The following is a 26,028-nucleotide window of genomic DNA, read 5'->3' as shown; positions in this document are numbered from 1 at the left end:
GGTTCCGAAGCAGACTATACGGGTAGAAAGTGTGGCCTTTGTCTGGTAGTCTGAGTGCTTGGGGTTGCCGCGTCCGTAGCATTTACTCTACCTTGCTACTGCCAGCGTATTGGTACTCAAGCGGGCCGCACTTTGCACTACTAAACACCCGAAGAATAATGCCTTCACCACTCGTAATTAGCCGTACAGACGAAACCGGAGAGTTGGGCGTGCAGCACCTGAAGCGCTATTGGTCCCAGGCTATTGCCAGGCGTAACGGTATATTCCTTGAGCAAACCGAACGAAATTGGCGCTTTGACAATTTGCTGCTGAATGGCCTGGGCCTGCCTCTGGAAGAAACCATACAGTATCTGGGCCAGCATGCCCCAAGCTTTCCGGAATTCGAGCAGTGGATACTGCGCAAGCACAACGGGCAGCTCGATTCGCTGCAGATTGACCGACTGAACAGCGTGTTTTCCGGCCAACCGTACCCGCCCGCGCTACAAGAAAGCCTACAGAAACTTGAGCAGGAGCCCGACGTCCTCAATGCTGATGACCTAGCCTTTTGGGAGGAAAATGGCTATGTAATAATACGCGGAGCCGTTTCGCGGGATCAGGCGCGAGCTACCGAGCTGGCCGTATGGGAAGCACTGGATATGGCCCCGTACGAGTCTGCTACCTGGTACCAACGGCCCATTGGGAAGGGCATCATGATGGAGTTTTACCACCACCCCACGCTGCAGGCTAACCGACAATCCAAGCGCATACAAAAGGCCTTTTCCCAACTCTGGGGCACCGCCGACCTCTGGAAAACAACTGACCGCACCAGCTTCAATCCACCCGAAACGCCTTTTTTACCGTTCCAGGGGCCCCATTTGCACTGGGATATGAGCTTGGAGCCGCCTTTCAGCTTCGGTACCCAGGGCCTGCTCTACCTCTGCGACACCCCCGCCGAGCAGGGCGCGTTCTGCTGCGTACCCGGCTTTCACCGCACCCTGGAACCATGGCTGCGTAGCCTAGCACCCGGCACCGACCCGCGCCGCGTGAATCTGGATGAGCAAGCCGTACCCATTGCCGCCAACGCCGGGGATTTTGTTATCTGGCACCACTTCCTGCCCCACGGCAGCAGCCCCAACCGTGGCACCTACCCCCGCATCGTGCAGTACCTGAACATGTATCCGGTGGAGTTCAAGGAAAATATAGCGTGGCGGTAACTTTTATATTGATTGAAGCCAAAAGCGGCGCCGGATGCATCCGGCGCCGCTTTGCAATTATTCCTGTGGCGGGTCAATCTTAATATATTTTTGAATTAGTGGTATCAGCGTCTCTTCTGAAATACCGAGCGACATCAGGGCTACAACGTCCAATTGCCTCCTGGACTGCCGCTGTATTATTACCAGACTTTTGATAACTCCTATACCAAAACCCGATACGGACACGATACTCACCCGAACATCTTCCCAAGGCATAAAGCCAATTTTAGGTGTCCAGAGACCAGAAGGACCGAATTGAAACAGTGGCTGTTTGCGAACCACTATTTTTTTACCCTGCCATACCACCAAGCCACCTATAAGCCAAAAGATTACTGTGGCACCTACACTTCCTTTACCATTTGCTGAACCGTATAAACCAAGTAAAATGATTAAAATACCTACCAGAATGACAGGGTATCCGGCCCAATTCGCTTCGCGGTAAATGTGTGCGTATTCTTTGGTCTCCACTCTTATTTAATGGCTACCACATCGGTTTTAATGCTCAATTCTTTCAACTGCGCTGGTGAAATCTGCGAGGGAGAGTCAATCATCACGTCGCGGCCGGAGTTGTTTTTGGGGAAGGCAATGAAGTCTCGGATGCTGTCGGCGCCGCCAAAGAGGCTGCAGAGACGGTCGAAGCCGAAGGCAATGCCACCGTGGGGCGGCGCGCCGTACTCGAAGGCGTCGAGCAGGAAGCCGAACTGGGCCTGGGCCTCCTCGGGGCTGAAGCCGAGCAGCCCGAACATCTGGGCCTGCACCGTGCGGTCGTGGATGCGGATGGAGCCCCCACCCACTTCCACGCCGTTAATCACCATGTCGTAGGCGTTGGCGCGCACCTCCCCTATTGTGTCGGGCGAGGCCAGCAGGGCCACGTCCTCGGGCTTGGGCGAGGTGAAGGGGTGGTGCATGGCGAAGTAGCGGCCTTCCTCCTCGATGTACTCAAGCAGGGGGAAATCCACTACCCACAGGGCCGAGAAGGTGTCTTTGTCGCGCAGGCCGAGGCGCTGGCCCATTTCCAGACGTAGCTCCGAGAGGGCCTTGCGTGTTTTGTTTGGCTCGCCGGCCAGTAGCAGCAGCAAGTCGCCGGGCTGGGCGTTGAATGCGGCCTTCCACTGCTGCAGCACTTCCTGCGAGTAGAATTTATCTACCGACGACTTGACCGAGCCGTCGGCCTCCACGCGGGCGTACACCAGACCGGTAGCGCCAATCTGGGGGCGCTTCACGTACTCGGTTAGCTCATCGAGCTGCTTGCGGGTATAGCTGGCCGCGCCGGTGGCGCAGATGCCCACTACCAAGCCGGCGGCCTCGAATACCGGGAAGCCGTGGCCCTTCACTACGTCATTGAGCTCCACAAACCGCATTTCAAAGCGCGTGTCGGGCTTGTCGTTGCCGTAATAGCGCATGGCGTCGGCGTAGGTCATGCGGGGCAGCTGGCCGATTTCCAAACCCTTCACCTCGCGGAACAGGTACTGCACCAGCCCTTCGAAGGTGTTGAGGATATCCTCCTGCTCCACAAACGACATTTCGCAGTCAATCTGCGTGAATTCGGGCTGACGGTCAGCGCGCAGGTCCTCGTCGCGGAAGCACTTTACAATCTGGAAGTACCGGTCGAAGCCTGATACCATCAGCAGCTGCTTGAAGGTTTGGGGGCTCTGGGGCAGGGCATAAAACTCACCGGGGTTCATGCGGGAGGGCACCACGAAGTCGCGGGCGCCTTCGGGCGTACTTTTGATGAGCACCGGCGTTTCTACTTCGATGAACTCCTGATCGTCGAGGTAGCGGCGGGTGGCCTGGGCCACGCGGTGGCGCAGCATCAGGTTCTGGCGCACGGGTGTGCGGCGCAGATCCAGGTAGCGGTACTTCATCCGCAGGTCGTCGCCGCCGTCGGTGTCGTCCTCAATCAGGAAGGGCGGCAGCTTGGCGGGGTTCAGCACCTCCAGCTTCTCTACCCGGATTTCAATGCCGCCGGTGGGCATTTTGTCGTTTTTGGAGTGGCGTTCGGCTACGTTGCCCGTCACGCACACCACAAACTCGCGGCCCAGCTGCCGGGCCTGCTCGCGCACCTCGGCGGTTTCTACGCCTTCTTCCAGGGCCAGCTGCGTGAGGCCGTACCGGTCGCGCAGATCCACCCACAGAATACCGCCTTTGTCGCGGGTGCGCTGCACCCAGCCGCAGAGCGTGACAGTTTGGCCAATGTGTTCGGGGCGCAATTCGCCGCAGGTATGAGTCCGGAGCATTTTTTCTGGTATTGAGTATTGAGTAGGTAGTACTGCGTAACGGATGATACTGATGGGAACCGCAGAGCCTTCTGCCAACTCAATACTCAGTACCCACTACTCCTTACTACCCACAGCGAAGGTAGGCAGGAAAAATAAGTAGGGGCACGAAATCCGCGACCTTTTATCGACTTCTGCCACTTCGGAAACCGCCTGTAAAACCAGTTTTCAGCGCTTTATGAGGGTTTTGCGTAAGCTTGCGCAAAATTGGTACGGAGTATGCAAACAGGCTTCACCGAACCAACTTCCCTTCGCCTCACTCCTTCTTTACCCCATATGAAACGCCCCGTTCTGCTTGCCCTGGCCGCTACTCTGCTTTCTTTCTCGGCCGCGCAGGCCCAGACCAAGGTGAAAACCAAAGCCAAAACCGCCAACGGTACCGAAATCAAAACCAAGTCGGAAGCGGAGCCCGTAACGCTCAATGGCCCCATCAAGCGCGTAGAAACGCTGTCGGGCATCGACGTATTTCCTTCCTCCAGCGGCCAAACCATCATGCTTAGCTTCACCCAGCAGTTCACCAAACCCGGCACGCTGGTGATGACCAACTACAAAAAGCAGGCAGTATACACCACCGACCTGGACCCCACCAACAACACCGGGGAGCCCGTTGACCTGGGACGTATTCCGGCTGGCACCTACCTCATTGAGGCTAAAACCGGCAACTACGTGTACTGGAAGAAGGTGAGTATTAAATACCCCTCGGTAGCCACTACCAAAAAGCGCCGCTAAATCACAGATGGTGCAGATGGTGGTGATACCGCAGATTCGTTCTAACCGCTCGTCAGATAAGTACGAATCTGCGGCATCACTATCATTTGTGATTTAAATGAATACCTGCAAAGCTCCGGAGTCGCCAGCGGCTTCGGAGCTTTGCGTTTGAACGCGGCGGCTCCCGGTTGTGGGTTCCGCCTTACCTTTCTGCCCTATGAAAACCGTTTCCTATTTCCGCCGTGTTGTACCACTGGTGCTGGCCGTGTTGCTGCTGGCGGCCTTTGCGGGCCCCAAGCTGAAGAAAACCGCCGTTGGCAAGAACATTACGATTGGGGTGCCGGAGAGCTTCGCGGCCTTACCCGACGATGGCATTGCCGCTAAATACCCTTCCCCGCGCAAACCGCTGGCCGTATTCAGCAACCCCAGCGGCCGCATCGATTTAAGTGTGCAGCAGAAGCCTACTACCTTCAGTAACCGGGACTACGCGCTGCTGCTCAAGATTTACAAGGCCAGCATTCAGAACCTGTACAGCAAGGTGCAGTTCCTGCGCGAGGATATCCAGACAATCAACAAGCGGGATTTTGTGGTGCTGGAGTTTGTCTCGACGGTAACCGACAACCGCCGGGGCGGCAATCTGGCCCCCATCCGCAAGTACCAGCTGGTGCAGTACGCCATTGAGCGTGACCAGCTGTACGTGTTTACCTTCGATGCCCCCGCCGAGGAGCAGGCCCAGTGGCAGCCCACGGCCCAGGCCGTGATGCAAAGCATTGTGCTGAAATAGGAAGGGAATGTGCGGAATGTGGGAAATGTGAAGAATGTACTCCGTACCTGGAAGAGCAGTGCCCTCTCCTTTCTCACATTTTCCACATTCCGCACCACATTTTCCACATTCTCGTTCCATGACCCTTTCCCTTTATTCCGACGAGCAGTACATCCGGGAGGCGCTGAAGCAGGCGCGGTATGCCTTTGAGGAGGATGAAATTCCGATTGGGGCCGTGGTGGTGTTGGATAAGCGCATTATTGCCCGCGCCTACAACCAAACCGAGAAGCTGCAGGACGTAACGGCCCACGCCGAAATGCTGGCCCTCACGGCCGCCGCCAACCACCTCGGCAACAAGTATCTGCAGGAGTGCACCCTATACGTAACCGTGGAGCCCTGCGTGATGTGTGCCGGGGCTACCGCCTGGGCCCAGGTGCGGCGGGTGGTGTACGGGGCAGCCGAGCCCAAATTCGGGTACCGCCGCCACGGCCATCTACTGCACCCTCGCGCCGAAGTAGTCAGCGGCATCTTGGGGGATGAGTGCGAGAGCCTGATGCGCGAATTCTTCGTCCGAAAGCGGAAATAATCTACTTTTGGCCGCCGCCGTAACCCTATGCGGGTTGCGCGGGTTAAGGTATCACTGTCACCCTGAGCACAGCGAAGGACCTTATCATGGTAGCATGAGAGACGTACCAACGATTCGTTCTACTCTCATAAGGTCCTGCGCTACGTTCAGGATGACAAGAATTTCCTTTCTCTACTTTTCACCCACAAACTTTCTCTACAATGGCTTTCGAACTGCCCCAACTGCCTTACGCCTACGACGCCCTGGAGCCGCACATTGATGCGCAAACCATGGAAATTCACCATAGCAAGCATCACCAAGCCTACGTTACCAACCTCAACAACGCCATTACGGGCACTGAGCTGGAAGGTAAGAGCCTGGAAGATTTGCTGCAGAACGTTGCCGCCGCTCCGGCCGCCGTGCGCAACAACGGTGGGGGCCACTGGAACCACTCCTTCTTCTGGCAAATTCTGGGGTCGAATGGCGGTGGTGAGCCCACGGGCGCAGTTGGCGAGGCCATCAACAAGGCATTTGGCAGCTACGAGAAGTTCAAGGAAGAATTCGCCAAGGCCGCTACCACTCGTTTCGGCTCCGGCTGGGCCTGGCTGTGCAAGCAGGCCGACGGCTCGGTGCAAATCTGCTCCACGCCCAACCAGGATAACCCGCTGATGCCCGACTCCGGCTGCAAAGGCACCCCGGTGCTGGGCCTGGACGTGTGGGAGCACGCTTACTACCTGAAGTACCAGAACCGCCGCCCCGACTACATTGCCGCTTTCTTCAACCTCATCAACTGGGATGAAGTGAACAAGCGCTTCGCGGAGGCTGCCTAAGCTGCCCCTGAGCTTCACAACAGTACTTAGAAGGCTGCCTTACCGGCAGCCTTCTTTTTTTGCCCACTAAACGGGCAGGCAATCCACTTAGCAGTATCAACAACCCAGTTACCCAGCATCCTTGTACGGCTTGCGTTGCTCCTGTTTCGCTGTAGTCTGCAGAGGGCAAATTAGTTATCTTGCTCAACTATGGATTCTCAACTAGTGGCCAAATCGGCGGGGGCGTTGTCCGATAAATATCGGCTCCGTATTGTGCTGGCGCTGAGTAAGCAGGCACAGCTGGCTTTTGCCGAAGTGCAGGAACTCACGGGCCTGTCTCAGCCCTGCGTATCGCACCACCTCAAGATACTGGCGGAGAGTGGGCTGGTACAAACGCAGAAGTGCGGACGGTGCGTGCAGGTAACGCTGAACAAGGAAGCAGTACGGCAATTGGCCCTGTTTCTGAATGACCTCGGGTAAAGCACAACTATTTGCTTGAACCCATTCAAACATTTTGATGGGAAGATGCTTTATAGCCGCATCAACTCAACCGCTGAATTTCTGATGGCTACTACGCTCTTCTCCCCTGCCAAACTGGGCAACCTCACGCTCCAGAATCATATTGTAATGGCCCCGATGACGCGCAGCCGCGCCCTGGGCAACGTGCCCGGCCCGCTGGAGGCCGAATATTACGCCCAGCGGGCTACTGCCGGCCTCATCGTCACGGAAGGCACCGCGCCCTCGGCCAACGGCCTGGGGTACGCCCGCATCCCCGGTCTGTTTACGCCCCAGCAGGTGGCCGGCTGGAAGCTGGTAACCGACGCCGTACACGCCAAAGGCGGCCACATTTTCGTGCAGCTGATGCACACGGGTCGCATCTCGCACCCGCTCAACATGGCCGCTGATGCCGAAATTATAGCTCCCTCGGCCATTGCCGCCGCCGGTGATATGTGGACCGACCAGCAGCAGATGCAGCCCCAGCCCACGCCCCGGGAACTGACTACCGCCGAGGTGAAAGCAGTGGTGCAGGAATACATCAACTCGGCCAAACTGGCCGTGGAGGCTGGTTTCGACGGCGTTGAAATCCACGCCGCCAACGGCTACCTCATCGACCAGTTTCTGAACCCCAAGAGCAACCAGCGCACCGACGAGTACGGCGGCTCCTTCGAGAACCGGGCGCGCTTCGTGCTGGAAATTGCTCAGGGCATGGTAGCCGCCATTGGGGCAGAGCGCGTGGGCATCCGCGTGTCGCCCTACGGCGCCTTCAATGACGTGGCTCCCACCTTCGATGACATTGATGCGCAGTACCTGTACTTGGCTGCTGAGTTGCAAAAGCTGAATCTGGTATACCTGCACATCGTGAACCACGAGAGCATGGGCGCGCCGGCCGTGCCTGCCAGCATCATCGAGGGCCTGCGTGAGAAGTTCACCAACGCACTCATCCTGAGCGGGGGCTACGACGTGGCCCGCGCCGAAGCCGACCTGCAGAGCGGCCGCGCCGAACTCATTGCCTTTGGCCGGGCGTTCATTGCCAACCCTGACCTGGTAGCCCGCCTGGAGCAGGGCGCCGAGCTGGCCCCGGCCGATCCTTCTACCTTCTACGCTCCCGGCCCTGAGGGTTTCCACCAGGGATACACCGATTACCCCGCGCTGGCTACGGCTCACGCCTAGCCTGCGCACGGCTTGCTACAAACTGCCCCCCGGCCTTCTGGTTGGGGGGCAGTTTGCGTTCCGGGCCGCCCCATACCCGCTGGGGCGAATTTTCACGGTAGAGAATTCTTGTATCTTTAGGTTTCAAATTGTGTTCCCCCCACTTTCCTCACCAGTAGTTGCATGAGTACCAAGTTGCGTCTCACTATTCTGAGCTTTTTACAGTTTTTCATCTGGGGCTCGTGGCTGATAACCATCGGGGCGTACTGGTTTCAGACCAAGCAATGGTCGGGTGCGCAGTTCGGGGCCATCTTTTCCACCATGGGCATTGCCTCTATCTTCATGCCTTCCATCATGGGGATTATTGCCGATAAGTACGTGAATGCCGAGAAGCTCTACGGCATCCTGCATATTCTTGGCGGGGTGGTGCTGTGCACGGTACCCATGGTGACGGACCCCGGCACCTTTTTCTGGGTGATTCTGCTAAACATGATTTTCTATATGCCCACACTGGCGCTCAGCATTGCCGTGTCGTACTCGGTGCTAAAGCGCCAGGGCCTGGACGTGGTGAAGGATTACCCCCCCATCCGGGTGTGGGGTACTATCGGCTTCATTGTGGCCATGTGGACGGTGAGCTTGCTGGGCTTCGAGAAATCGGCTAACCAGTTTTACGTGGCTGCCGCCGCGGCTTTTGCGCTGGGCATCTACTCCTTCACGCTGCCCGCCTGCCCGCCCACGGCCAAAGACACGCCCAGCCGCTCCCTGGTAGATGTACTGGGGCTGAAGTCGTTTGCTTTGCTGCGCGACACCAAAATGCTCACCTTCTTCCTGTTCGCGCTGCTGCTGGGAGCCGCTCTGCAGCTCACCAATGCCTACGGCGACACCTTTCTGCACGATTTTGACAAAGTACCCGCCTATAAGGACACGTTTGCGGTGAAGTACCCGGCCATTATCATGTCCATTTCGCAGGTTTCGGAGACGCTGTTTATTCTGGCCATTCCGTTCTTTTTGCGGCGCTTTGGTATTAAGCAGGTGATGCTGTTCAGCATGATTGCCTGGGTATTGCGCTTTGGCTTGCTGGCCTTCGGCACCCCCGATTTTCCCGGCATCACGCTGGTTATTCTCTCGTGCATCGTGTACGGCATGGCCTTCGACTTCTTCAACATCTCCGGCTCCCTGTTCGTGGAAACCCAAACGGCTTCCAGCATCCGGGCCAGTGCACAGGGCTTGTTTATGATGATGACCAACGGTTTCGGCGCCGTGCTGGGCAGCTCCATCAGCGGTATCATTATCGAGAAGTACTTTACTGCCCCCGATGGCCTGACCAAGGACTGGCAGGGAATCTGGCTGACGTTTGCGGCTTATGCGCTGGTAATTGCCGTGCTGTTCGTATTCCTGTTCAAGCACAAGCACAGCCCTCAGGAGGCCACCGCCGAGCTGGAGCATCCTGAGCCCCTGCTGAGCGTAGAGCAGGCCTAAATCACGGATTCAGCCGGATTTTTCGGATTGCACGGATTTCGGATTGCACGGATTCATGCAACCGTTGCGCCTAATCATAATTTGAAACAACAAAAAGCCCGCTTGCAGCAGCAAGCGGGCTTTTTGTTGGTAGACTTTTCAGACAAACCACGAATCCAGAACGAATCCGTGTAATCCGAAAAATCCGGCTAAATCCGTGATTTAGAATTGCTCGTCGGCGGTGAAGTAGAAGTCACCTTCGATTTGGGCGTTTTCGTCGGAGTCGGAACCGTGTACGGCGTTGGCTTCGATGCTCTTGGCGTACTTTTTCCGGATGGTGCCTTCGGCGGCCTGGGCGGGGTTAGTAGCGCCAATCAGGGTACGGAAATCAGCTACGGCGTTGTCTTTCTCGAGAATAGCCGCTACAATGGGGCCCGACGACATGTACTTTACCAGGTCGCCGTAGAAGGGGCGCTCCTTGTGTACTTCGTAGAACTGGCCGGCGCGCTCGGGAGTCAGCTGTACTTTTTTCAGGGCTACGATGCGGAAGCCGCCTTCCTCAATCATGCTCAGGATGCCACCGATGTGGTTGTCCTGGGTGGCGTCGGGCTTAATCATCGTGAACGTGCGGTTCGTGGCCATGGGCTTCGTATGGTTGGGGTTGAAATGGATACCGTTACGGCGCAAACATCAGGCGTTTGCGGCCGCAAAAGTACAGAATGAATTCATGGAATACGGTAGAGCCGCTAAAATGCCCACAGCAGTTGTGCGGCTTTTTCGGTAACGCGTACCGGTATTGGTAGCATATTGCTCATATTCAACTCCACATTTCCCATATTTTTCCTGCTTCGGAACATTCGGGCAGCCCCCGGCCTTACACTCACCTACGCTCCGGCTGCACCTTTCTGCAAGCCGTTTTGTTGGAACCCAGAATATTTCCGACTTTTGCCGCCTTTGTACGCGGCCTAACCGACCGAAATTCAGTCACCTACCCCGTAGGCAATGTCCACAATATCTGAGCTGAAGGAGCTGCTGGCGCAACCCCGACAGATTTTTATCACCACCCACCACAAGCCCGATGCTGACGCCCTGGGCTCGTCCCTGGGCTTGGCCGGCTACCTCCGCAAGAAGGGCCACAGCGTAACGGTGGTTACGCCCTCCGACTACCCCAACTTCCTGGCCTGGATGCCCGGCAACGAGGAGGTAGTGGTGTATGAGCCCCGCCAGAACGATGCCCAGGTGCGCGACATCGTGGCGCGGGCCGAAGTGCTGTTCTGCCTCGACTTCAGCTGTCTGGGCCGCATCAATGAGCTGGGCGACTACGTGCGGGAGGCGAAAGGCACCAAAGTGCTCATCGACCACCACCAGGAGCCGGAGGACTTTGCCCAGCTGGATTACTCCAACTCCAAGGCGGCGGCCACGGCGGAACTGGTATTCGAAGTAATCCGGGACCTGGGCGACCAGGACCTGATTGACACCGGTATCGGGGAGTGCCTCTACGCCGGCATTATGACGGACACCGGCTCTTTCCGCCACCCCAGCACCTCCCGCAATGTGCACCTTATCATTGCCGAGCTGCTGAATGCTGGCATCAACCTCTCCGACGTGCACCGTCGTATTTACGACTCGCATTCGGAGGAACGGCTGCGCTTTTTGGGCTTCGTGCTCAAGGACAAGCTCACGGTACTGCGCGAGTATAACACGGCTTATATTGCCATTACGGCGGATGAGCTGCGCCAATACAACTCCAAAACCGGCGACACGGAAGGGCTGGTAAATTTTGCGCTCAGCATTGAGGGCATTGTGTTTGCCGCCATTCTTATTGACCGGGGGCAAGCCGTAAAAATATCCTTCCGCTCGGTGGGCGACTTCTCGGTCAGTGAGTTTTCGCGCCGCAACTTCAACGGCGGGGGCCACCACAACGCCGCCGGCGGCATCAGCTACGACTCGCTGGACAGCACTGTGGAGCGTTTCCTGGGGCTTTTGCCCGCCTACCAGACTCAACTTGTAACGGCCCCACTGGCTCCGGTAGCACCATCGGTATAATTCGGTGTAACTTGGCCCCTCATTCTGTCTTCTAACCCGCAAACCCCTTCATGTTCCTTAAACGCAACTTTCTGAGCCTGGCCCTCGCTGCCGGCGTTCTGGGCCTGGCCTCCTGCAACAAAGGCGGTGACTTCAGCAAGACCACATCAGGAATCGAATACAAAGTTTTCAAGAGCAACGGCAAAAGCTACGATGCCCGTGAAGTTGGCGCCGAAGGCGACGCGTCTTACAAAGACCGCATCGGCAAAATAATGGCCCTGCACGTGGAGTACCGCACGGCCAAGGACTCGGTGCTGTTCAACTCGCGTAAGCAGCAGATGGGCTTCCCGGTGCGCGTGCCCCTGGACTCGGTGCGCAAGCAGCAGCGCGGCGGCCTGGAAGAGGCTATCAGCCTGCTCCAGCCCGGCGACTCGGCCGTGTTCCGCTTCAACGTGGATACCATCTTCGCCAAATCGTTCCGGCAGCCGGTGCCCCCGTTCATGCAGAAGGCTGGCAAGACCATGACCATGTACGTGAAGGTGGACAAGGTGCAGACCCGGGACGAAGCCATGGCCGACGTGCAGAAAATGCAGGTGGAGCAGCAGCAGAAAATGAAGGAGCACGCCGACCAGCAGTTGAAAGCTGACGACGTGAAACTGCAGGACTACATCAAGAAGAATAACCTGACGGCGCAGAAGGATCCTTCGGGCGTGTACTACGTGGTAACCTCGCCCGGCACCGGCCCCAAGCCCAAACCCGGCCAGATTGTAGCCGTGAAATACACGGGCAAACTGCTGGAAAACGGCAAAGTGTTCGATACCTCGGAGAAAGCACCCAACAACGGTAAGCCCATTGAATTCCCCATTGGCGTAGGCCAGGTAATTCCGGGCTGGGACAAGGCCATTCCTATGCTGAATAAGGGCTCCAAGGCAGTGTTGCTGATTCCCTCGTCGTTAGCCTACGGGCAGCGTGGGGCCGGCGCCGATATTCCGGCCGATGCTATTCTGCGCTTCGACGTGGAGCTGGTGGATGTGAAAAACGCCCCGCCTCAGCCCCAGATGAGCCAGGAAGACATGCAGCGCCAGCTGGAAGCCTTGCAGCAACAACAGCAGCAACAGCCCGGTCAATAAGCGCACTTGTTGTCACGGTTCGTCGTTACGCAAAAGCCCCCGACCCGGTGCAACCGAGCCGGGGGCTTTTGACTCTTCTACTCACTACCATTTTGTTTGCGTTGCGTATGCTGTTTTCCTTTTTCCGCCGCCCAATGGCCTGGCTTAGCTTCTGCCTGCTGGTGGTAGGCAGCCTGCTGGCTTCCTGCCAAAAAACCGAGGAGTTTGCCATTGATACCAAAGATTACTCGGCCCGTGATAAGCAGATTATCGAAGATTACATCCGGGCCAACAATTTCACTGGCACCCGGCTCGATACGCTGGGCATGACCATTATTGAAACCCGGCCGGGTACGGGTGCCCGGCCCAAGCGCAACCAGTCGGTGTCGGCGCTGTACACGGGCAGCCTGGTGCCGTCGGGCAACGTGTTCGACTCGACTGGCAGCCGGGGCGACCAGCCGTTCACGTTTCCGGTTGGAATGGGGCAGGTAATTGCGGGTTGGGATATTGGGTTTTCTACGTTGCGCGTAGGTTCAAAAGCCATTCTGCTGATTCCCTCGGCCCTGGGCTACGGGGGCCGGCCGGTGGGCCCTATTCCTTCCGCTTCCGTGCTGCGTTTCGATGTGGAAGTGAAGAACATCCAATAAGTCAACGGACTCCGATTTTTTGCTCTTGCTTATGAAATTTCGCTTTTCTCTGCCGTCGGTGCTGCTGTTGGGCGTGGTAGCCTCCCTGGCTGCCTGCAAAGACGATGACGACAAGGCTACCCCGGACTACACCGCCCAGGACGACGCCATTATTCAGCAGTACATCAAAGACAAAAGCCTGACCGGTTTCCGCAAGGATACGCTGGACGTGTACATCAACGTTACCCAACCTGGCACCGGCCCCAATGCTAGGAAGGGCAACGTGGTGAAGGCCCTCTACAAGGGCACCACGCTGGATGGCAATGTGTTCGACAGCAACCTGACCACCCTTGGCTTTCCCTTTTTGCTGGGCCAAGGCCGCGTAATTTCGGGTTGGGACGGCGCGTTTACCCGCCTGAATAAGGGAGCCAAAGCTACTTTGCTTATTCCCTCGAAAGCAGCTTACGGCACCTCCGGTAGCGGCAGCATCCCGGCTAATGCCGTGCTGCGGTTTGATGTGGAGGTAGTAGATATTAAGTAAATTTACCTGGCTGCCTACCCTGGCGGCCGTTTCGGTTATGAAAAAAACTTCCCTGATTCTGTCGATGCTGGTTTTGGCCCTGGCCGGTGCGCCGGTGCTCACCAGCTGCAACTCCGACACGATTTATGAGCAGCAAGCCAAGTTGGTAGAGGAGCAGAAGAAAACGGATGACTCCGCCATTCAGGCCTACCTCACGCGCCACGGCATCACCACCTACAACCGGCTGGAATCGGGTATTTACTTGGTGCCCATTGCCGATGGCCCCACTACCAACCCACTCATTAAAGCCGGCCAGAAGGTAACCACCAACTACGTAGGCAAACTCATCAGCGAAGCCAACGACGGAGTAGTGTTTGATGCCTCCAGCAACAACCGCACGGCCTGCGGCTGCCTGAGCTTTTACAACGGTACCAACGAGCTGATCAGTGGCTGGAGCGTGGCCACCCAGCAAATGCGCAAGGGTGACCGAAAGCTGGTGCTGATTCCATCGTATTTGGCTTACGGCGGAGGAAGCAAAGGCTCTATCGGGCCTAACACCCCGCTGCTGTTCGACATGGAAATCCTGAACGTAGAATAAGCGGCTATGTCGTGCTCAGTAGCAGTTCGGTGCGGTATTGTGGCTTTTTGCTGTCTGCCTGTGGCGGGTATGGCTCAGCGCACCTTATCTACTACCACGGTACCGGTTTCTACTGATAGCCTGTTGCCCAGGGCCGTTACCACGGCCTCGGGACTGCGCTACGCCATCCGGCAGCGCGGCGCGGGCCCCCTGCCCCAGCGCGGCGACCGGGTAACGGTGCACTACACGGGGCTTCTGGCATCGGATGGTCATATTTTTGATACCTCCGTGCAGCAAGGCGGCCCATTGAAGGTGAAAGCTGGGCAGGGCGTGGTAATCAAGGGGTTTGATGAAGCTCTGCTCCTGTTGCCGGCCGGCAGCCGGGCGCGCGTCTGGATTCCGGCGGCGCTGGCCTACGGCCCGAAAGGCCGCCTCGACCCCGATGACGACGCGGGTAAGCGCTACATTATCCCGCCCAACGCTGACTTGGTATTTGAGCTGGAAGTGTTGAAAATCAAGTAAAAACCGGCCCGCCCCAACTGTTGGAGCGGGCCGGTGGCGTATGCACCATTCCTGGCTGGCTGCCTTAGTTGTCGGGTATCCTTCCCATCTTGCTGCCTCCACTCGCTTAGCGCACGCACCCATGCTTATTTCTGCTCGATTCCGGAGCTTTCTGGGCCTTTTGTCCGCCTCTATCAGTCTGTACTGCTGCCCCGCGGTGGCCCAGCAAAGCCCGGCCTCCTTCAACCGCCTCAGTTCCGGGCTGGAATACCGGATTTACCACCGCGAAAATGGCCGCTACGTACCGCGTCCGGCCCTGCCCCCGGCCGGTGATGCCAGCTACCCCTCCCGCATCGGCCAGATCCTGAGTGCCCATTTGCAGTTTCGCACCGCCTCGGACTCGGTGCTCATGCACTCCCGCCGCCAGAACAACAACCAGCCGGTACGTATTCCGCTGGATACCATCAGGAGCACACAACGCGGCAGCGTAGAGGAGGCCCTGTCCCTGCTGCAGCCCGGCGACTCCGGCGTGTTCCGGCTCAACCTGGACACTGTGTTTGTGAAGTCGTTCCGGCAGCCGGTACCGCCGTTTATGCGCAAAGCGGGCAATACGCTTACGGTGCTGGCCAAAGCCCTCAAGATACAGACCCAGGCGGAAGCCATGCAGGACTTCCAGCAGGAGAAAGTACAAGCCCAGGCAGAAGCCAAAAAGCAAGACGCCGCCCGCACCGCTCAGGAGGACGTACGGATGCTGGCTTACCTCAAGCAGAACAAGCTAACGAGCCTGAAAACGGCCAAGGGGCTGCGTTACGTGATAACCAAAGTAGGTACCGGCCCCAAGCCCAAACCCGGCCAATTAGTATCGGTGCTGTACACGGGCATGCTGCTCAACGGTACCGTATTCGACGCTTCCGCTCGCAACGGAAATAAGCCCATTACGTTTGCGCTGGGCCAGGGCCAGGTAATTCCGGGTTGGGACGAGGGCATTGCCTTGCTCCCGAAAGGCTCCAAGGCCGTACTGCTCATTCCGTCGGCGCTGGCCTACGGCAGCCGGGGTGCGGGCGCCGATATCCCCCCAAACAGCATTCTGCGCTTCAATGTAGAGTTGGTGGACGTGAAGTAAGTTGTTGGTTGCTGGTTGTTAGCATAAAAACAGACTAACAACTGACAACCAGCAACCAACAATTAACAATTAACAGGCTACAACTCGGCCAGCACTTCGGAGAGTACCGACAGTGAGCGGACGTCACCGAGGTGCTCAACGTGCAGCTGGTAGTAGCGGATAAGCACATCCAGCAGCTCCCGCCGAATGCGGCCGTTAGGAATAACGGCCGTTGCGGGATGCTGCAATAACGCATCGAAATACTGCTCGAATTCCTGGAAGCGCATGGCCACCGGGTTGCGGCCACCGGCGGCGCTGGGCGCTTCGGCAGCAAAGGTCACCTGAGAAGTAATCTGCTCGGCGGTTTCCGGCCCAAAACCCAGGTAATGACTGAGCTGCAGCAGAAACTCCAGGGCAAAGTTCTCAAAGCCGCTTTCCTGCTGATCGAAGCGCAGAATAGAATCGTGCAGGAAGTTGAACAGGGGCTCGTTTTCTTCCTCCTCCTGCAATACCCGGCTCACAATTTCCGACAGCAGCAGGCCTACGCTGCTCTTGCGCACATCGTAGGGCAGGGTACGAAATGGCTCGGAGCAACGAAATTCCGCTAGGCGCGTGAGGCCCCCGCTCCGAGAGGTGTAGGCCACCAGATCCAGCATGGTGAAGGGCTGAAACAGGGCAATACGGCCGGGCGGCTTGGCTTTGCGCACTCCGTTCACCACGTAGCTCTGCAGCCCCAGCCGCTCGGTGTAAATGCGGGCAATGATGCTGGTTTCGCGGTAGCGCAAGTAGCTGAGCACAATGCCCCGGGTTTTGATGAGCATGCTGAGTAGGGTTGGTAGTAACTAGCTGTAAACAGCGCGGCGGTACTTTTAATTTCCCGCCTAGCGCTCTACTACGGCCACTTTGCTTACGCACCCGTTCTTGCCATCCGCATCCGACGACAGCACCAGATATACGCCTGACTGCACCCGCCGGCCGTTGCCATCCAGCAGGTTCCAGGTAACGGCTCCGCCGGTGGCGCGGGTCTGGTACACGAGCTTACCCGTTACATCGGTAATTTTCACGAAGCCATTGTTGGCCAGCCCGGTAATGCCCACCTGGCCCGTAAAGTCCGTGCGCACGGGGTTGGGGAACACCTTGGCGCAGCTGGGCTTGCCCTCCGTCACGGTAGCGTCGCCCCGGTAAGCCACGGTACCGGCATCCGTCACCACGAATACTTCCCCGGTTTTATCGTTCACCTCCACATCCACAATCTGGTTGGAAGGCAACGGGCTGTTATCGGTGGTGAAGTGAAGGAGGCCCTCACTGGCGTCGGCGCTGAACAGCCACAAGCCCCGGTCAGTACCAAACCACTTGCGGTTGGCCCCATCCACGGCAATGGCCCGGATACGCTCGTTAAACAGTGTGGGAAAACCCGTCCCATCTCCCCGCCGCACGTAAGGCAGCGTAAACTGCAGGTTCAGGTTGGTATCGAAGCTGCTGAGGGCATCGTTGAATACAGCCGGGCCACTGTTGGTAGCTACCCATATATTGCCCGTGCGGTCTTTCACCAAGTCATTGGATTCCCGGATTGAAATGCTGGTGTTATCGGCCCCATACGCCTGGGTGTAGTAGCGCACCGCTTTGTCGTTCGGCTGGTAGGCCACCACGCCGGTAGGGCTCAGGCGGCTACCCGTGGCCCACACTGTACCGGCTTCATCCAGCACTATCCGCTCCAGATTGTGGCTACCGCTGAAGAAGTCCAACACCCGCCAGGTAGTGGTAACTGGGTTAAACATGTATACGCCCGACTGCCCTTCAATCTGGTGCCGGTTGATTAGCCAGACGTTGCCTTCCGCATCGGTAGTGAGGTCGGTTACCCGGGTAAAATCAGGATTTGGGATGGCGCTTTTCAGCGGATTTGGTACGTTGGTCGTCGGGTTGAATACGCGAAACTCGCCCGGCCCTTTCCACTCCAGCAGGCCGTTGCCGTAGCTACCTACGTACAGAGTACCGTCGGGCGTGCGCGCCCCCCGAGTCAGGTCTTTGAGGTTAGGATACTGTGCCGGGTTAGGTTGCGTAGTTGTATTGATATTTGTCCAGCGGCCATCGGTATACTCCGCAAATCCGCGGTACAGCTCGCTCTGCACGTAGTTTTCACCGTAGCCACCCGTGAAGATATTCACCTTGCCGGAGCGAGCATCAGCTAGTACGCTAAAGCCCTGGGCATAGGCTGGAGCATTGGTAATAAACTGTTGAGCCTGCGTGCCATCAGTGGTTTGTAACAGGCCGTTGGTGTTGTCGGCTAAATAGTAAGTGCCCGTCCGGTCGCGGAGGGCTGCCCGGGGGTTCACTAGCGGCGTGGGGCGCAGGGTGCGCACCCGCACGCCAGTAGCCACATTGAGCACCGTTACCTGGCTGTTGTCAGTGATGAGCAGGCCGGCCCGGCTGGGGGTAAGCTGCCGGAACTCTACGCCGGTGGGTGAGCCGCTGAGGGGCTGCCAGCCGCTGCCGGCCACGTACGTTACCAACCGCTCCCCATTGATGCCGGCTACTACGCGGCCATCCTGCACGGCCAGGGTGCGGTAGGGGTTGCCGGCGCGGGCAGGCAGGTCAGTGGTCCAGTTGCGGTAGTCGAGGGGGTTGGCGCTCAGGCTAGTACGCATCAACCCGTTGGACGTAGCCGCAAACAACACACCGTTGGCCACGGCCGTGGCATATACCTGCACGGCTGTGCCGCCGGGCCCGATGTTGGTGTACGAGTCCCGGATTTCCAGCCGGGTCAGATCCACTACTACAATACCAAAGCTGCAAGCCAGGTAGGCCCGCCGGGCATTGATGTGAATGTGGTTAATGGTTTTGGCCCCGCTTATTTCCTTACGGGCAATATCATTGAGGTTCGTAACGGCCTCATTCTGGGGGCGCAGAATATCCAGGTTGGCACTGCGGTAGGCCACTACCAGCTGCTGCGTCACCGAATCATAGGCCAGCGTACTTACCCCCGCGTCGTTCAGGCCGTCGCGCCGGGAGAGCAGGCGCGTGGTATTTAATTCTTTATCAAAGTAGAAAAAGGCATTTTCGGCGGCCACGTACACCCGGCTGCCCGCATCGGCTAACGCCCGGGCCTGATTGTTGGGCACGTGCAGCTGCCAGTCGCCGTAACCTACCGGCCCTTGGGCACGGGCGGCGGCAGTAGTAAACAGAAAAGCGGCAAGGCAAGCCCCGCGTAGCAGGCGTAGCACTGAAATCATGGGCAGAGTATGGCGGCGTACTGGATGAAGTGGCAAGATAACGCCGCCTGCCGGGCTTTAGTGCGAAGCTTGCAGTAAGACTGATTACCCGCATTGCTCAGGCCCAGCTTATCACAAACCACGTCCCGATCCAGCCAATTTTTACCCTTGCTTGGCTGCTGGATTTTCTGCGTTACGCGCCCCGCAAAAGTTTCTCGGCGGTAGGCTCCGCCGACTTTTCCTTCATCCCCTCCTGAAAACAGGCACGGCAACGGGCCTCGTACGCATCGGTTTCGCCCAGCAGAATCTTGTCTTCGGAAGCCGTGACGCGGAAGGAATACGAAGCCAGCTCCCCGCAGCACACGCAAATGGCGTGCACCTTGGTCACAAACTCAGCCACGGCCATCAGGGCCGGCATGGGGCCGAAGGGCTGGCCCAGGAAGTCCATATCCAGCCCGGCCACAATCACGCGGGTGCCCCGGTTGGCTAGTTGTACGCACACTTCCACCAACGACTCATCAAAAAACTGGGCCTCGTCCACGCCTACCACGTCGCAGCCGGTGGCCAGCAGCAGCATTTCCTGGGCCACGGGTACTGGCGTGGAGCGGATGCTGTTTTGGTTGTGCGATACTACGTCCTCGGCGTGGTAGCGCGTATCGAGGGCAGGTTTGAAGATTTCGACGTGCTGGCGGGCAATTTTGGCCCGGTTGAGCCGGCGGATCAGCTCCTCCGTTTTGCCTGAAAACATGGAGCCGCACACAACCTCAATCCAGCCCCGGCGTGCCACGCCCGAGCCCGTAATCACGCGGGGTTCAATGAACATAGAAGTGAGAAGTTGCGGCGGCCGGGGCCAGTGGTCAATGCTTCAAAGTACGGAGTTCGGGGCCTTTGCTCCAACCCTAAACCATGCATCGGGTTTGCGCTATTTTTTCACCTGCCTGATACTGAGCGCGCTACCAATACCACCTTTTGCAATTCCCCGTCAGCAGAATACGACACCTCCACTTGGTCGCCCGGCTCCACCCTTGCAAACAGTGACTGGCTTACGCTTACCCGGTGAGTATCATCGGGCGCAAACTCCAGCCAGTACTGGCCCAGCACGGCCGTTTTCATTCGCACCGGGAAACGGCCTACCAACCGGTGCGCGTGGTGGCTTTGCCGCCAGGGCGTAAGGATGGTGCTATACACCGCCCCAACCGCCAGTAATAGCCCCACTAGCAGGGCTGCCGGTACATACGCTAGGTACTGCTCCGGCGAGCTGGGCGCGGAGTAGCGGTAGAAGCGCGTGGGCAAGAAGGGCAATACAACAACCGCCACGCTTATAATGGCCAGGTACAAGGCTAGCTTGGCCAACTGAGTCCGCAGGGAGAAAGATGCCGCCTGAAAAGGCACTTTCTTGTACAGATGGGCATGGGCCCGGCGGAGCGGAGCTGTGCTCATTGGTAGCGGACGTGGGGTAGCTGGGTGGCTTTGGGTACGCGGGCTGTTACGGTACCCTCGGGCAGGCGGGCCTGGCAGGTGAGGCGCTCATCGGGCAGCAGGCGGCCAGCTTCCCGGTAGCGCAACTCGGCGGGGGTGAGGGGCGTTAGCAGGTCGAGCCCGCTGCGTACCTGCACGCGGCAGGTAGTGCAACGGCCCCGCGCCCCGCAGGCGTGCAGCCAGTCGTGGCCGGCGGCCTGAAGGGCAGCCAGAAGCGTAGCGCCGGCTGGCACGGAAATGGCCTCGGAAGGCAGATTTTCAATACTGAGCGTGGGCATTTTGCCTAACTTGCCCGCTAGAAACAGGCTTTCAATGAAGACCCAATATAGCCACGCCAAGCGTGAACAATACGGCCGGCTGCTGGCCGCTCTACTCTGCGACCAGTATTTTGGTGCCCGCCCCACGGCTACCCTCGATGGGCCCGCCGTACTGCGCTTCACGCCCATCCGGCAGGTAAATCTATTTGTGGTGCAGCAGCTCCTCCATAAGTGGACGGCTGAAATGGGCCAGCTGCGCAGCCCCTACTTCGATTTTGAGGATGCCGATGTACGCCAGGCCCTCACGCAGTTCATGAATGTACTGTCGCGGCGCATCAAAATCAGCCGGCCGGCCTTTGAGCCCTTGCTGGCGGAAGCCATTACCGATACGCTCACCGGCTGCCTCGACCCCACCGAAACTTTTGCCCGCAAGCTGCTGGGCGACGCGCCCGGTTACACGCCCGAAAAGCTGCGGGAGTCTCTGCGCTATCTGGATGCCAACAAGCCGGTTTTCGAGGAATTTCTGGCCACCCTGCCCGCCGGCCAGGAACAGCAGCGTGATTACCTGCTGAGCCGCTTCCGCCTGCACCGTGAAGCCAGCCAGGAGCACATGCAGCCCGTAGCCTTGGTAGTGGAGCAGTTTAATGTGCTGCTGCCCCTTACGGAGGCCGAGCTCTACGAAACCGCTCAGCCCGAGGAAGCGGCTACAGCTCCGGCAGCGGTCAGCCCTGCCCAAGAGCCCGCCGCACCAGCACCGGCACCGGTTGAAGCCCCGCCACTTGCTCCCGCTGAGCCCGCACCGGTGGCTCCCCCGGAAATTCTCATCCCCACTCCTGCCCGCCCGGAGCCAGTCCCGATGGTGAAGCAGCCGGCCGCCGCGCCGGTTACCCCGCCGCAACCAGCTCCCGCAACCAGCCGCATAGCCGCTACTCAGGCCGCGCCCGAAACGGCCTCGGTGCCCCTTTATGAGAAACTGAAGGCTGAACAACCCGCGGCCCCTTCGCTGAGCGAAACCCTGCGCCAGGAGCGTGCCGCTACCCTGGCCGACAAAGCGCCAAAGGTCGAGTCGTTGCGGGAAGCCATATCCATCAACCAGCGTTTCAGCTTCATCAATGAGCTGTTTAACGGCGAAAACATGGAGTATCACGCCGCTATTCAGCACATGGATACGCTGCCCAGCGCCGAACTGGCCAAGCGCTACGTAACCGAGGATCTGGCCAGCAAATACCAATGGGCGCGCAAGGATGAGCACATTGGCAAGCTGTTAAAGCTCATTGAGCGAAAATTCAACGGTTAATACGCCCGCCCGCGTCTCTCCTGCCGCCGACTGATGTAGCCCGTCAGTCGGCGGCATTGTTTTACGGGCTATTTTGCGGCGTATGTCTACCGCTTTTTCCTTGCGCTGGCCCCGGTGGCTACTGGTGTATGTATTGGCCCTGGGGCTGGTGGCGGGCCCGGCCTACACCATGTACCTGCACTATGATTTTTCCCATTCCCTTGACACGCGCAGCTACCTGAGCCTGGCGCGGGGCAAGTTTGAGGGCGTAAATATTACGCGCCGCTACCGGGTATTGGTGCCGGCCGCTGCCGCCGCCCTGGCCTGGCCGCTGGAGCAAGTATACGCCCACGTGTGGCCCCAGCGCCCCAGCACGGAATGGCCCCTGCGGCTGGCCTTTTACGGGGTGAATTGCCTGTTGATGGCGGGGGTAGGTCTGGTAGTGTTCCGGACCTGCCTGCGGTACGGGGCGGCACCACCAGCGGCGGCCTTGGCCGTAGCGGCCGTGCTGTTTAGCCGCTGGGCCGTGTACACGGCGGGGCTGCCGCTGGTAGACAGTTTGTATCTGCTGGTAGTTGCCTTGGCGCTGTACGGGGTGCGCGGCGGCTCAGCAGCGGCTCTTGTTGCAGTGTATCTGCTAGGGCCGCAAGCCAAGGAGTCGGCGGTTTTTTTGGTGCCGTGGCTGCTGGTGTACGGGCGGCGTGCCTTGGGCTGGCCGGCGCAGCTGGCCTGGCTGGCAGTGGGCGGAGCCCTGGCGCTGGCCGTGCGCACCTGGATTGACACCCGCCTGGGAGCCCCACCGGTTGCAAGCGTGCAGAATGCGCTGGCTCACGCCGAAAACCTGACCTACTCATTGCGGCGGCTAGCATCGGTGAAAGGCCTGGGGGAGCTGTTCAGCATTTTCGGCTTCTTCAGCCTGCTGCCCTTGCTGGGGCTACGCAGTACCGCTGCCCGGCAACACTGGCTGCCGGTTCTTGGTGGGCCGGGGGGGTGGCTGCTGGCAATAGTAGCAGTACATATGCTGCTCTCCGGCGACCTGGGCCGCATGGGCTACTTGGCCGCACCGCTATTCGCTGTTGCTTGTGCCCTTATTTTTACGCGCGACCCACTTTTCAGCTGGCTGACCCGATTTGAGCCTGCTCAGCCGATGCCGATGGACGCCCCCGAGTAAGGCCGGCACCGGCAGCGGCCAGCAGTAGGGGCAGCACGGGGACCGTGAAGCGGGCGGCCCCCAGCGGCCCCGTCAGCAGCGCCACATATAGCACCAAGCCTACTAGCCCCCAGCGCACCGCCCACGGATAACGGGAGTTGAAACTGAACTTCAGCACCAGAAACAGGCGCACCACATTGGCGCTTAGCAGAAGCAGCAAGCCTCCCAGCAGCCCCAGTGGCAGGCTTCGTAAGTAACCCAGGGCTGCCGCGTAGCTACGCTGGTTCAGCAGCTGTAGCAAACCGCTGCCTGCAGTTTGCGGGAGGCGCAGGAAGTGCACTACATCAAACCGGCCGGGGTCGAGGAAGAAGGTGAGCACGCCCCGCAGCTCCTGCCCCACAAGCGTACCCGGATGCTGCACCAGTACTGCCAAAGCGTGTTGCTGCACGTACTGCTGCTGGGCCGCAAAGCCCGGCCGGCTTTCGGCGGCAGCCAAAGTTGCCCGAACAAACTGCTCGGCGGCGGCCGGCCCTTGTGCAGCCTGGAGTACTCCGCGCGCGTTGTAGCGCAGCAGATTAATTTCGGAAATGCTGGAAAAATGAAAGTAGCCGGTTTGCTGTTGGTTGCGCGCTATCCAGAGGCTAGCCGCCAGCAGCGGCACAACCGATACGGCTACTATACTTACCCGCCGCTGCCGCCACCCTATTACCACTCCTGCTGCCAGAAAAATTGCGGCGAATGGCCAGAAAACCGGTTTTATCAGTAAGGCAAGTGCTGCTGCCACTGCTGCCCTACTCAGCGTCCTTTGTTGCCACTGCCCGGTTAGCAGCTTGGTTATACTGAGCCAGAGCACTACCACGGCCGTTTGCAGCATTGTTTCACTCATCAGCACATTGGCATAGATGAATTGAGCGGGGGTCAGCACTGCCAACAGCAGCACCGCGCCCCACTGCCAGGGGTGCAACCCACCCGTATAATGGGCCAGCCACCGCAGAGCCAGCCACAGATTAAGTAGGCTCAACCCGTTCTGAAGCAGCAGCGTCAGTACCGGGAAGGCGGTTCCGGCGCCGCCCGTAAGCAGTAGAAATACTGGGTAACCCGGCGGCCGAATAGTATATTCCTGCAGTTGCAAGGGCTTTTCATGCAGCGGCAGCGCGTACAGCACGCCAGCATCCCGCAGGTTGCGGGCCGCTTGCACGTACCGGTCGGAGTCGGGAAAAAACGGCTGGTGCGTGTATATCTGCCAGCCCAGCGCCAGCACATGCAGGGCAACAAGCCCTGCCAGCACCCACCGGGGAATTCGCCCAGGTTGCGGCCGTAGTGGATGCTGGTCAGCTCTCATGGCCGCAAAGAAAGGGAAGCTACCGGTAGCATACTGCCCCCCTGAACAACTTCCGCCTGCTGCCGCTTGACGGTTTTGGGCCTAGTACCGCTCCAAATCCTGTTTGCGGTAGGCATCAATGGCCAGCAGAATGAACAGCAGCGTGGTAAAAGACCAGAGCGAGGAGCCACCGTAGCTGAAGAATGGCAGTGGAATACCCACCACCGGCGCCAGCCCGATGGTCATGCCGATGTTCACGCAGAAGTGGAAGAAGATGATGCTGGCCACGCAGTAGCCGTAGGTGCGCCCAAACACCGATTTCTGCCGCTCCGCCACGTACACCACGCGGCCCAGCAAAGTCATGAACAGGATGATGGTGACCATGGTACCCAGCCAGCCCCACTCCTCCCCCACCGTGCAGAAAATGAAGTCGGTGCTCTGCTCGGGCACAAAATCGAACTTGGTTTGGGTACCCTGCAGGAAGCCTTTGCCCGCCAGCCCCCCCGAGCCAATGGCAATTTTCGACTGCGTCACGTTCCAGCCCACCCCCAGCGGGTCGGCGGAGGGGTTGATGAGGATTTCAATGCGCTTGCGCTGGTGGGCCTGCAGCACATTGTTGAAGAAGAAATCTACCCCGAACACCATGCCAATCACCACCGCCCACACACCCAGCGACAAAGGCAAATGGTGGCGCCAGAGTTTGGAGTTGAAGGCAAAAGCGGCCCCCAGAATAACGGTAAACGCCCCCACCAGCCACAGCTTGGGCACGAGCAGCGCGAGTATCAGGATAGCCCCGGCCGCCGCCAGAATCAGCAGAATCAGCGGCGACATACCCTCGCGGAAATAAGCCAGCAGAAACGCTCCGAACACCAAGGCTTGCCCGGTTTCGTTGGCGGCAATGATGAGCAAGGGCGGTAGCAGCGTGAGGCCAGCCAGCACCAGCTGGTCGCGGAAGTTTTGCTGGCGCAGGTTGATGCCGGCCATATAGCGTGAGGCAGCCAGGGCCGTGATAAACTTGGCAAACTCAGCGGGCTGCAAACGCACCGGCCCCAGCTCCAGCCAGGAGCGGGAGCCGGCAATGGGCCGGGCAATAAATGGGGTGATTATCAGCAGCAGAATCATGCCCCCGTACAGCACAAAGGCAAACGTATCGTAGGCCTTGGAGTCGATGACGACCAGCACTACAATGAGCACCACGGCCGTGCCAATCCAGAGAATCTGCTTAAACCAGTTGAAGGCCATCAGCTCCTGGAAGCTCAGGACGCTGAGCGCATTATCCGGGGCATCGGGCGAGTAGCTGGCCGCGTACACGTTCAGCCAGCCCACGCCCACCATCAGTAAATAGATGAGCACCGTTACCCAGTCAATGCTGCGGCTGTAACGAGCAGGAGAAGTTGGCATACGAAATAGAAACT

Annotated in this window: 27 protein-coding genes; 17 read left to right on the top strand and 10 right to left on the bottom strand. The window is 58.7% G+C overall.

The features are described 5' to 3' along the window. Positions 1-158 precede the first annotated feature (158 nt). Complete coding sequence (locus tag ABIB60_RS20570) at positions 159-1,193, top strand: phytanoyl-CoA dioxygenase family protein (protein ID WP_354582253.1); 1,035 nt, start codon at positions 159-161, stop codon at positions 1,191-1,193. Positions 1,194-1,250: 57 nt separating this feature from the next. On the opposite strand, the gene ABIB60_RS20565 is transcribed toward ABIB60_RS20570, so the two are convergent. Together ABIB60_RS20565 and aspS are read right to left on the bottom strand one after the other, a co-directional pair. Next, on the bottom strand, positions 1,251-1,700 hold the full coding sequence (locus tag ABIB60_RS20565) for a hypothetical protein (RefSeq protein ID WP_354582252.1): 450 nt from the start codon (positions 1,698-1,700) through the stop codon (positions 1,251-1,253). Positions 1,701-1,702: 2 nt separating this feature from the next. After that, positions 1,703-3,469: an aspartate--tRNA ligase gene (aspS, locus tag ABIB60_RS20560; RefSeq protein ID WP_354582251.1), complete on the bottom strand. Its 1,767-nt coding sequence runs from the start codon at positions 3,467-3,469 to the stop codon at positions 1,703-1,705. A gap of 315 nt (positions 3,470-3,784) precedes the next feature. On the opposite strand from aspS, the gene ABIB60_RS20555 reads away from it, so the two are divergent. The 7 genes from ABIB60_RS20555 (at position 3,785) to ABIB60_RS20525 (ending at position 9,482) form a co-directional block, all read left to right on the top strand. After that, on the top strand, positions 3,785-4,237 hold the full coding sequence (locus ABIB60_RS20555; RefSeq protein ID WP_354582250.1) for a T9SS type A sorting domain-containing protein: 453 nt from the start codon (positions 3,785-3,787) through the stop codon (positions 4,235-4,237). Positions 4,238-4,433: 196 nt separating this feature from the next. After that, on the top strand, positions 4,434-5,000 hold the full coding sequence (locus ABIB60_RS20550; RefSeq protein ID WP_354582249.1) for a hypothetical protein: 567 nt from the start codon (positions 4,434-4,436) through the stop codon (positions 4,998-5,000). Positions 5,001-5,118: 118 nt separating this feature from the next. After that, positions 5,119-5,565 (top strand): nucleoside deaminase, encoded by a 447-nt coding sequence (locus tag ABIB60_RS20545; RefSeq protein ID WP_354582248.1) that lies wholly within the window; start codon positions 5,119-5,121, stop codon positions 5,563-5,565. Between the two features lie 200 nt (positions 5,566-5,765). Further along, positions 5,766-6,374 (top strand): superoxide dismutase, encoded by a 609-nt coding sequence (locus ABIB60_RS20540; protein ID WP_354582247.1) that lies wholly within the window; start codon positions 5,766-5,768, stop codon positions 6,372-6,374. Positions 6,375-6,563: 189 nt separating this feature from the next. After that, positions 6,564-6,833 carry an ArsR/SmtB family transcription factor gene (locus tag ABIB60_RS20535; protein ID WP_354582246.1) on the top strand — a complete coding sequence of 90 codons (270 nt, stop codon included), beginning with the start codon at positions 6,564-6,566 and terminating at the stop codon, positions 6,831-6,833. 84 nt (positions 6,834-6,917) lie between these two features. After that, positions 6,918-8,024 (top strand): alkene reductase, encoded by a 1,107-nt coding sequence (locus ABIB60_RS20530; RefSeq protein WP_354582245.1) that lies wholly within the window; start codon positions 6,918-6,920, stop codon positions 8,022-8,024. 162 nt (positions 8,025-8,186) lie between these two features. Beyond that, positions 8,187-9,482, top strand: coding sequence for a nucleoside permease (locus tag ABIB60_RS20525; RefSeq protein ID WP_354582244.1), 1,296 nt, complete (start codon positions 8,187-8,189; stop codon positions 9,480-9,482). 201 nt (positions 9,483-9,683) lie between these two features. Here ABIB60_RS20525 and ABIB60_RS20520 read toward each other — a convergent pair whose 3' ends face one another. Next, entirely contained in the window at positions 9,684-10,103 is a 420-nt protein-coding gene (locus tag ABIB60_RS20520) for a nucleoside-diphosphate kinase (protein ID WP_354582243.1), read from the bottom strand. Between the two features lie 360 nt (positions 10,104-10,463). On the opposite strand from ABIB60_RS20520, the gene ABIB60_RS20515 reads away from it, so the two are divergent. The 7 genes from ABIB60_RS20515 to ABIB60_RS20485 all read left to right on the top strand — a co-directional run bounded on the left by ABIB60_RS20515 (position 10,464) and on the right by ABIB60_RS20485 (position 15,942). Further along, complete coding sequence (locus tag ABIB60_RS20515) at positions 10,464-11,507, top strand: DHH family phosphoesterase (protein WP_354582242.1); 1,044 nt, start codon at positions 10,464-10,466, stop codon at positions 11,505-11,507. A gap of 50 nt (positions 11,508-11,557) precedes the next feature. Next, on the top strand, positions 11,558-12,616 hold the full coding sequence (locus tag ABIB60_RS20510; protein WP_354582241.1) for an FKBP-type peptidyl-prolyl cis-trans isomerase: 1,059 nt from the start codon (positions 11,558-11,560) through the stop codon (positions 12,614-12,616). Between the two features lie 107 nt (positions 12,617-12,723). Next, complete coding sequence (locus tag ABIB60_RS20505) at positions 12,724-13,242, top strand: FKBP-type peptidyl-prolyl cis-trans isomerase (protein ID WP_354582240.1); 519 nt, start codon at positions 12,724-12,726, stop codon at positions 13,240-13,242. A 31-nt stretch (positions 13,243-13,273) separates the two neighbouring features. Beyond that, entirely contained in the window at positions 13,274-13,762 is a 489-nt protein-coding gene (locus ABIB60_RS20500; protein WP_354582239.1) for an FKBP-type peptidyl-prolyl cis-trans isomerase, read from the top strand. A 37-nt stretch (positions 13,763-13,799) separates the two neighbouring features. After that, entirely contained in the window at positions 13,800-14,339 is a 540-nt protein-coding gene (locus ABIB60_RS20495; RefSeq protein ID WP_354582238.1) for an FKBP-type peptidyl-prolyl cis-trans isomerase, read from the top strand. A gap of 69 nt (positions 14,340-14,408) precedes the next feature. Further along, positions 14,409-14,840, top strand: coding sequence for an FKBP-type peptidyl-prolyl cis-trans isomerase (locus ABIB60_RS20490; RefSeq protein ID WP_354582237.1), 432 nt, complete (start codon positions 14,409-14,411; stop codon positions 14,838-14,840). Positions 14,841-15,000: 160 nt separating this feature from the next. Next, entirely contained in the window at positions 15,001-15,942 is a 942-nt protein-coding gene (locus ABIB60_RS20485; protein ID WP_354582236.1) for an FKBP-type peptidyl-prolyl cis-trans isomerase, read from the top strand. Between the two features lie 77 nt (positions 15,943-16,019). Here the strand turns inward: ABIB60_RS20485 and recO are convergent, their stop codons facing one another. From recO to ABIB60_RS20460, 5 genes are all read right to left on the bottom strand, one after another. Further along, the gene (gene recO / locus ABIB60_RS20480; protein WP_354582235.1) at positions 16,020-16,742 is read right to left on the bottom strand and encodes a DNA repair protein RecO; all 723 of its coding nucleotides are present in this window, start codon (positions 16,740-16,742) and stop codon (positions 16,020-16,022) included. Between the two features lie 60 nt (positions 16,743-16,802). After that, complete coding sequence (gene porZ / locus ABIB60_RS20475; protein ID WP_354582234.1) at positions 16,803-19,151, bottom strand: type IX secretion system anionic LPS delivery protein PorZ; 2,349 nt, start codon at positions 19,149-19,151, stop codon at positions 16,803-16,805. A 172-nt stretch (positions 19,152-19,323) separates the two neighbouring features. Beyond that, the gene (locus ABIB60_RS20470) at positions 19,324-19,953 is read right to left on the bottom strand and encodes a thymidine kinase (RefSeq protein WP_354582233.1); all 630 of its coding nucleotides are present in this window, start codon (positions 19,951-19,953) and stop codon (positions 19,324-19,326) included. Between the two features lie 107 nt (positions 19,954-20,060). After that, complete coding sequence (locus ABIB60_RS20465) at positions 20,061-20,570, bottom strand: hypothetical protein (protein WP_354582232.1); 510 nt, start codon at positions 20,568-20,570, stop codon at positions 20,061-20,063. Then, positions 20,567-20,887: a 2Fe-2S iron-sulfur cluster-binding protein gene (locus ABIB60_RS20460; protein ID WP_354582231.1), complete on the bottom strand. Its 321-nt coding sequence runs from the start codon at positions 20,885-20,887 to the stop codon at positions 20,567-20,569. The genes ABIB60_RS20465 and ABIB60_RS20460 overlap by 4 nt, the downstream gene beginning before the upstream one ends. A 34-nt stretch (positions 20,888-20,921) precedes the next feature. Between ABIB60_RS20460 and ABIB60_RS20455 the strand changes: the two genes are divergently transcribed. Both ABIB60_RS20455 and ABIB60_RS20450 read left to right on the top strand, forming a co-directional pair. Further along, the gene (locus tag ABIB60_RS20455; protein ID WP_354582230.1) at positions 20,922-22,163 is read left to right on the top strand and encodes a DUF8457 domain-containing protein; all 1,242 of its coding nucleotides are present in this window, start codon (positions 20,922-20,924) and stop codon (positions 22,161-22,163) included. Positions 22,164-22,245: 82 nt separating this feature from the next. Continuing rightward, the gene (locus ABIB60_RS20450) at positions 22,246-23,313 is read left to right on the top strand and encodes a hypothetical protein (RefSeq protein WP_354582229.1); all 1,068 of its coding nucleotides are present in this window, start codon (positions 22,246-22,248) and stop codon (positions 23,311-23,313) included. On the opposite strand, the gene ABIB60_RS20445 is transcribed toward ABIB60_RS20450, so the two are convergent. Continuing rightward, entirely contained in the window at positions 23,255-24,634 is a 1,380-nt protein-coding gene (locus ABIB60_RS20445) for a hypothetical protein (protein WP_354582228.1), read from the bottom strand. The two genes, ABIB60_RS20450 and ABIB60_RS20445, sit on opposite strands and share 59 nt — an antisense overlap. A gap of 81 nt (positions 24,635-24,715) precedes the next feature. Beyond that, a complete protein-coding gene (gene rodA, locus ABIB60_RS20440) occupies positions 24,716-26,014 on the bottom strand; it encodes a rod shape-determining protein RodA (protein WP_354582227.1) in 1,299 nt (432 codons plus the stop codon). Between the last annotated feature and the right edge of the window lie 14 nt (positions 26,015-26,028).

Source organism: Hymenobacter sp. UYP22 (assembly GCF_040547285.1).
GTDB lineage: Bacteria > Bacteroidota > Bacteroidia > Cytophagales > Hymenobacteraceae > Hymenobacter.
Note: the sequence above shows the minus strand (reverse complement) of the source record. Positions and strands in the feature narration are given on the sequence as shown.